6 protein-coding genes are annotated in these 6,416 nt (G+C 39.2%); 2 read left to right on the top strand and 4 right to left on the bottom strand.

Going from position 1 to position 6,416, the window contains the following annotated elements:
* Positions 1 to 150 precede the first annotated feature (150 nt).
* The 4 genes from LI091_RS18060 to LI091_RS18045 all read right to left on the bottom strand — a co-directional run bounded on the left by LI091_RS18060 (position 151) and on the right by LI091_RS18045 (position 3,694).
* Positions 151 to 507, bottom strand: a complete 357-nt coding sequence (locus tag LI091_RS18060) for a hypothetical protein (RefSeq protein ID WP_265191436.1) — start codon at positions 505 to 507, stop codon at positions 151 to 153.
* A 319-nt stretch (positions 508 to 826) separates the two neighbouring features.
* Entirely contained in the window at positions 827 to 1,441 is a 615-nt protein-coding gene (locus tag LI091_RS18055) for a metallophosphoesterase (protein ID WP_173734585.1), read from the bottom strand.
* Between the two features lie 109 nt (positions 1,442 to 1,550).
* Positions 1,551 to 3,308: a leucine-rich repeat domain-containing protein gene (locus LI091_RS18050; protein ID WP_173734584.1), complete on the bottom strand. Its 1,758-nt coding sequence runs from the start codon at positions 3,306 to 3,308 to the stop codon at positions 1,551 to 1,553.
* A gap of 95 nt (positions 3,309 to 3,403) precedes the next feature.
* Positions 3,404 to 3,694, bottom strand: coding sequence for a hypothetical protein (locus LI091_RS18045; RefSeq protein ID WP_173734583.1), 291 nt, complete (start codon positions 3,692 to 3,694; stop codon positions 3,404 to 3,406).
* 1,447 nt (positions 3,695 to 5,141) lie between these two features.
* Between LI091_RS18045 and LI091_RS18040 the strand changes: the two genes are divergently transcribed.
* On the top strand, positions 5,142 to 5,618 hold the full coding sequence (locus tag LI091_RS18040; protein ID WP_173734582.1) for a hypothetical protein: 477 nt from the start codon (positions 5,142 to 5,144) through the stop codon (positions 5,616 to 5,618).
* Complete coding sequence (locus tag LI091_RS18035) at positions 5,596 to 6,306, top strand: hypothetical protein (RefSeq protein ID WP_173734581.1); 711 nt, start codon at positions 5,596 to 5,598, stop codon at positions 6,304 to 6,306. The genes LI091_RS18040 and LI091_RS18035 overlap by 23 nt, the downstream gene beginning before the upstream one ends.
* The last annotated feature ends 110 nt before the right edge of the window (positions 6,307 to 6,416 follow it).

Below are 6,416 nucleotides of genomic sequence, written 5' to 3'. Positions count from 1 at the left end.
TATGCGCTTTCATCTCGGATATAGAATAACCGAGGATTCCCGCTTTAAATCCTAATATGCAGGATTGCATAAGTAAAGAAAAACCAGAAAATTTTGCGATATGTCGTGATTTCCGACAAAAGAAAAAGACAGGAAAACCTGTCTTATATGTCAAACGATTGCGAAAGCGATAAACGCAATCAACACCGTTAGACCAAGAAATGTAAACTCTGCCGCCGTCTCCTGATTCTCTTCATCACATGCCTGTACGGCTTTTGGCGTAAGTCCGGCAAAAAATACATAAATGGCTTCTGCCGGCCATAGGCACCACAGAGGGATTGCAATCTGTATACAGCATTTGATAATGCCAACTGCAACAGCGATTGCCAACAGCAGATAAAAACCGGCCTGATACCACCACGCTGCTTTCGTTTTCTGCTTTTTCATCTTCTTGACCTCTTCCGGCGTAAACTCTTTTTTGACTTCTGAGACCATCTCATCCCAGAGGGGTTTGTTTTTGTTGTCCATATCATTTTCTCCCTTCTTATTCCAAGTTGTATACAATATGCCGACTTTTCTGTTGCACAAAAAAGGCAGGCAGCACAAATCGCCGCCCGCTTTTCAGAAACTCGCTATCAGCAAAAATCCACACAAAACCATCATCGCATTCAGTATCCTACCAAATCCGTAATGCACTGTCAGCAAGGATACAACCAGGAACATAGAAAACTCTACCGCCTGTATCCATGCCGGGACTATCCACCCGACAAACGCCAGAAAGGCAATCAGGAATGTTGCGATGCAGTACCAAAAACACAAATTTTTAAAAATACCTCTCATCTTTCTCTTATCGGTAAGCAGGACTTTCTCCACCTCTTTCTGCTCTTTTCAGGATTTCTTCCAGTGTCACAGGCTCAAAATCCCACAAACACTGGCATACGCTGAAAGCCTGGCAAAGAGTTTCTTTTTTCTCTTCTTTTGGTACCCTGTCCTGATTGTACTCTTTCAGATATTTCTGAAACAATTTTTCATCAATGGTATTATGTAAATGGCCGTAAAGCATGATAGTTCCTTTGTGCTGGCCCTCCCACATCATATACGGACAATGCGTCAGAAGAAGTTTCTGGTTTCGGCCGTGGCACGGGTCAATCAGTTTTTTCGTCTGCACAATCTCAACAAACTGCTGCCGCACCCTCAGGTCACTGACATCGTCATGATTTCCAAGGATAAGATGTTTCCGACCTTTTAACTGCGCTAGCAGTTCCGGATGCATATGGTGATAGCCTCTTGAGCCTACATCTCCAAGGACATACACATCATCTCCATTTGTGACTTTTTTATTCCATTTTTTAATCTGGTCTTTATGCATTTCTTCCAAAGTAGAGAATGGCCGCTCTTTCCATTTGCCAGTTGCAAGCAGTGATTCTTGTCCAAAATGCAAATCTGCCGTATAAAAGTTCATTTTTTAACCTCCGATTCTTTTTTGGATGTTTCATTGTTCATTTACAATATGCTGGAATTTGAATGCGCACAAAAAAAACGCCGCCTGAAAATTCCAGGCGGCTGTAACCTCACAGAGTCAGTTTATTTTTACTTTTGGTCTGTCCAACCTTGTCTAAGATATACGCCTTTGCAACAGCAAATCTTTCACAGTCCGTTTTCCCCAGAGCCTTCTGTATTTGCTTCAATACGTTAATTGACAAAATATCGTATTGCATTAATTTTGCAAGGTCATCTTCTTTTCCTTCTTTAATCAAGTTTTCAGCCAGGTTCTTTCCTACTCTTTTTAAGTATGCTTTTGTTTCTTCCTGTTGTGAGATAGCATACTCGTGAAACGCAAAATATCGCTTATATTGAACATCTCCACCGCAGAATTTGTAAAGAGGTTCTATCTCTCCGTTTCTTTGTGAATTAACAAGATGATTGACTTTCCATTTCGCCGGCTGCGTCATAAGTTCTCTGAGCGGAAGCCATATTACCCGGGATGGTGTTATTATCTTTGTCGCGGTTGTATTTATGAAAACATCTTCTGGAATATCCTCAGTCGCAAGGACAATCTCCTGTGTCCGTATTTCACCCGCACCAAGTTCACGGAACGATTTCAGTGATGATGGGATAAAGAGCTTTTCTATGTAAGTACCAAAAAACGCATCTGGGTGTATGGATTGTGTTCCTTCGTTTATTTTTAATGAATCCAGCGTTATACAGTATGCAAAAGAATAACTAGTTAACTCTTTTATTGTTCCCGGGAGTTCCGTTTTAGTCAGATGCTTGTCGCCCCTAAAGCAACTTCGTCCAATCTGCTTTACGTTCTTTCCAAAGTGCATGGAACAAAGATTTACGCAATCGTTGAAGGCAAATTCGTCTATTTTTTCAACAGAATCCGGGAGCCATACAGAATTGATTGAATAGCAGTTTGAAAATGCACTTCTTGCGATTTCCCTGACACCGTCTTCTATTACTATATCGCCAGCCTTACGCTCAAAACACGCAACTACTCGGCTCATGTCTTTTGTGTATACAACATCATCTATGATTGTATATTCCGGATGGTTATTTCTGATTTCCGCATCATATTTTTTCAGATATCTCAGGTCTTGTTCATCCATATGGTCTGTATTTGTGAAAACCAGATGATTCGGCGGAGAATAAGGCGTGTTAGCGAAGAAAGAGCAATTTCTATTTATAATCATAGTTGCGTCTCTATTAAAGTCATAGAACGTCGCCATTGTTGTTGCATCTTCCGGGATGATATACTTTTTCGCATCCGCATCAAAATCACACGCGATAGAGCCGACCATTCGCACGCCATCCACAAAAGGCTTTTTCATACATGCCATGCTGGATGCCTTAAAAGCATCTGTTGAAACCCATATAACATCTTCCGTATTAATGACCTTGTCTGACTTACAGCCAACCAGTGCATCATCACGGATTGCAACGATGCCACTTAAGTCCAGCGGCTCATCCTCATTCAAGCAAAAAGCATTGAGCAGATGCATATTATTTCCCGCTTTTTCTATCAGCATTGACCCGGATGGATATTTCGGGTTTGTAGATATGATTTCCCGGACATTCGGAAACATCGTATTTGAAATCTGTATAGTTTTGATTCCGTCTCCGCTAATTTTCAGCCTCTTAACATTCGGAAATGGTGTTTCGTTGTCAAGATTCTTCAGATATATATGTTCCATGTCTCCAAAGTCAACCTCTTCCGCCTGCGGTTTTACCTGAATATCCATGCAGGCATCGCCTCTCATCAAAAACAGTACCCCATTTTTATCAATCCAGCCGTTTCCTGCTGCTTCCTGCTCCGTATTTTTTTTCATTTTATTTTTCCTTTCTTTGTTATATTTTTATATCCAATATGCACGAAACAGAAAAACAAAAAAAAGAGACAGACAAAAAGCCTGCCCCTCAAACGTCAGAAAACCCCTGCTGCCCCAACTACCAGCAGCATTCCGAACAGCAACAGCATCGACCCGAAAAAGATTTCATCTTTCTTTGGGTCCTCAGCGGATACTGCATTCGGAAGCAGCATCAGGGAGACGGCAAAACCAGCCTCACCAATCCACAGCAGCGGCAACGGCAACGGTCTGTATGATATCAGCCTCATCACAAGAACTGCGAATGCATACAGGGAATACACCCCAAGGATTCCTTTTAATAAGATGTGTTTGCCTGTTGCCCTCATTCTTTTCTCTCTTCTTTCCATATTACTCTTTCCTTTCTTCTTTTGTTTTTTTGCGATTTCAATATGCCGGAATTTACGAGGTACAAAAAACGGATTTCTTACCGCTTTTCTCACCGCTTTTCTCACCGTGAGAAAAAATCCTGCGTCTTTTCTGCCGCTGGCAGCCTTACTTCTTCGTCTTCGGTGCCCAGACGCCCTCCGCCGCCTGACGGCGCCTCCGGGCTACGTCATCCCTACTGTACACCTCCAACTTCTACTTTCTTCCCCCTACTCACATTTTTTTCTTTTTTACTTTATATCCCCTTTTTCAATTCCTTTTCTTTTTTTTGTATATCTTTATCTGTACATCTTTCTTTTCTTTTTCTTTTTATGCGTATCTTTATGTGTACATATCGCCTTGCTTTCGGAACGCAACTGCATCAACTGCCGCTAACTTTATTTCCGTGCATATGCTTGTTTGTGCATTCTTTTTTTTCTTCTTTTTTGCTGTATATGCTTGGCTGTATATTTCTTTATGCCTGGATACCCTTGCATGCACATTCTTTTTTTATGTATACCCTTGCGTATATATTTAATTTCACAAAGTGCATATGCTTGCTGGACGTTGTATATTTTTTTATGTATATCTTTATGTGTGTATTTTGTTGTTAGAAGTGTATATACAAGGCTGCGTATTTATATATAAAAATGCATATCTAAAGCGGATGTATAAGAAAGAGAAGTGCATACACTATGTTGCCCACTTTTTTTTGCCGGCTGCTGTCGGCAGGATACTTAAAATGTACACACATGCATGCACACACAAAAAGCCTTCCCAGCGGGCAGGCTATATTTAAAAAAATGTATACATTTGCCGGCATATTTTTTCGGTGGTTTTATGTATACACATGCATACGCTATTTTCCTCCTCTCCCAATTTTGCCGGCATTCTTCCGCAGCAGGCATACCCACAAAAATACCCCTCTCCCGCCTTCAGCCATATATTTTTTGCACCTCTTTTTCTTCGTAAATCCAAACGGCAGACAAAGGTGGCAGTTAAGAAAAATACTTCACAAGACGAAACAGGAAGAAAAATCGTGCAAAAGAAAAAGTAATAAACATCCACTTCAATTTCATCAGGATAAAGAGCAAAGAGGCAACCGCAGAACAAAAGAAAACAGAAAAAATATAAAAATAAAAGAATTTATAGAAACAAGAAAAATGTTTTCGTAAACCGCGGTTTTCCCCGCACGTCGATAAAAAACAAAAGAAAAATAAAGAAAAGCAAAGGGTAAATAAAGATAAATATACAAATTCTATTTTCAAATTAAAAAGATAGAAAAAATGGATATTTTACAAGAACAAAACGAAAAAATAAAAAAATAAAACAAAAAAACAAACAAAACAGAAAAATATTAAAAAAGATATTAAAAAAGATATTAAAAAAGATATTTCAGAAGGGTTTCCACTTTTAGAAAAAGGTTATTAGATGGACGTAGCCCGAAGGCGCCGTCAGGCGGCGAAGGGCGTCTGGGCCGAGCTAAAAGAAAACCAACCGGCAGCAGGCATAAAATCGTTTCAAACATGCGTGAACGCTTATTTTTTGAAACTTTGGATTAAATATTTAGTGAGAAATCAAAATGGAATGTGGAACAATGTGAAAGAAAATAAAAAGAACAAAGAAAAAAAGCAAAAAAAGCAATTTATCTCAAGTTGTCACTTTAATTTTTTTTCATTCATTTTTTATTTATTAGGATATCAAAAAAAACCAAAATCTCATTCTGGTAAAGCAAGATTACCAGAATTAATCCTACCAAAATGTTGTTTATATTTTTGCATCTTTTTGAACAATGAAAAAAGTATATGTATAGATATACACTTTTCTGAACGATATAAAATCCAGCATATTTCTTTTAACAAACAAAAAGAAAGGGGATTAAATCATGAGAAAAACAACAGATATTAACGGATTGAAGGATGTGGCAAGAATGATGCTTTACCTCCCGATTGCGGAAACAGAGTTTGACTTCATTGTAAATCATCCAGTATTCCAATCGCCATATTGGTTTGACAATGAAAAAATTATCAATATCAAAGATTCAGAAGGAGCATTTAAGGAAGCCTGCGCCGCATATGAACAGAAAATAGATAAGACAGAAGAACCACTTATGCTGATGTATATATTCCGTCCTTCATATTATTTAACTTTTCTCAAGTTCAGCCGGCGCTTCTGGTCAGCTAATGATTTTGCAAAGGTTCTTTCAGAGGCCTGGGTTGAAGAGGAAAACCCAAACGGAGATGTAAATGTACCGGTATCGCTATCTGCGAAATGGTTTAAACAGTGTCCAAAAGAAGCGTTAATGAATTGTGAGGAATATGACACATACTTATGTCTTCCTGACTCATTTGTTGTATATCGTGGTGTTGCAATTGGAAGAAATCCGGAGGGAATGTCGTGGACCAGAGAGCTTGATGGTGCCGAATGGTTTTCAAAAAGATTTGGAGAAGATGGATACATCATTAAAGGCATTGCATACAAAAAAGATGTTTTAGCATATTTTTCCAGGCGGAATGAATCTGAGGTGCTGATTTCTGCTAATGATGTACATGATAAGATTATCATCAAAAATGCTGATGACCTGATAGCATGTTAGAAGAGAGTGAACTACTTGGCAATTAAATTACCGAGCATCTGATGTGCGGAGCCTGGGCCCCGTAGATTCAGGGTGTGTCCATACCACCACTACTGTTTTTTACGCAGCTA

This window comes from Blautia sp. MSK20_18 (assembly GCF_020553125.1).
Classification (GTDB): domain Bacteria; phylum Bacillota; class Clostridia; order Lachnospirales; family Lachnospiraceae; genus Blautia_A; species Blautia_A fusiformis.
Note: the sequence above shows the minus strand (reverse complement) of the source record. Positions and strands in the feature narration are given on the sequence as shown.